Genomic DNA, 575 nt, shown 5'->3' with positions numbered 1-575 from the left:
CACGGTGACAGTGAATCCAGCGGTGACCGCCACGGTAAGTGCCAGTCCAAGTAACACGATTTGTAATGGCACCTCAGCTGTGCTCACGGCAGCGGGGGGCAGCACCTACCGGTGGTCGACTGGATCGCTGACGGCAGCCATCAGCGTTTCGCCCACCACAACGACCACCTACAGCGTCACAGTAACCAGTAGCGCAGGCTGCTCGGCCGTGACCACGGCTACGGTGACAGTGAATCCAGCCGTGACCGCTACGGTGGCTAATCAAACTATCTGTACCGGAACCACGGCTACGCTGACGGCTAATGCCGCGGGTGGCACGGGATTCACCTACGCTTGGGCACCGGCCGGCACGGGATCAACCCAGACGGTAACGGTCTCCCCCACCACGACTACTATCTACAGTGTGACGGTGACCAACAGCAACGGCTGCTCGGCCGTGACCACAGCTACGGTGACAGTGAATCCAGCGGTGACCGCTACGGTAAGTGCCAGTCCGAGTAACACGATTTGCAATGGCAACTCAGCTGTGCTCACGGCAGCGGGGGGCAGCACCTACCGGTGGTCGACTGGAGCGT

General features: G+C 61.2%; 1 protein-coding gene. It reads left to right on the top strand.

What is annotated here, in order from left to right; translation table 11 throughout:
• On the top strand, nucleotides 1–575 hold a 575-nt coding region (locus tag F7231_RS27080), incomplete at both ends, for an Ig-like domain-containing protein (RefSeq protein WP_445451892.1).

The sequence above is a fragment of the Fibrivirga algicola genome, assembly GCF_011742925.1.
Classification (GTDB): Bacteria; Bacteroidota; Bacteroidia; order Cytophagales; family Spirosomataceae; genus Fibrella; species Fibrella algicola.
The sequence above is the reverse complement of the archived record's forward strand: the minus strand, read 5'-3'. Positions and strand labels throughout refer to the sequence as shown.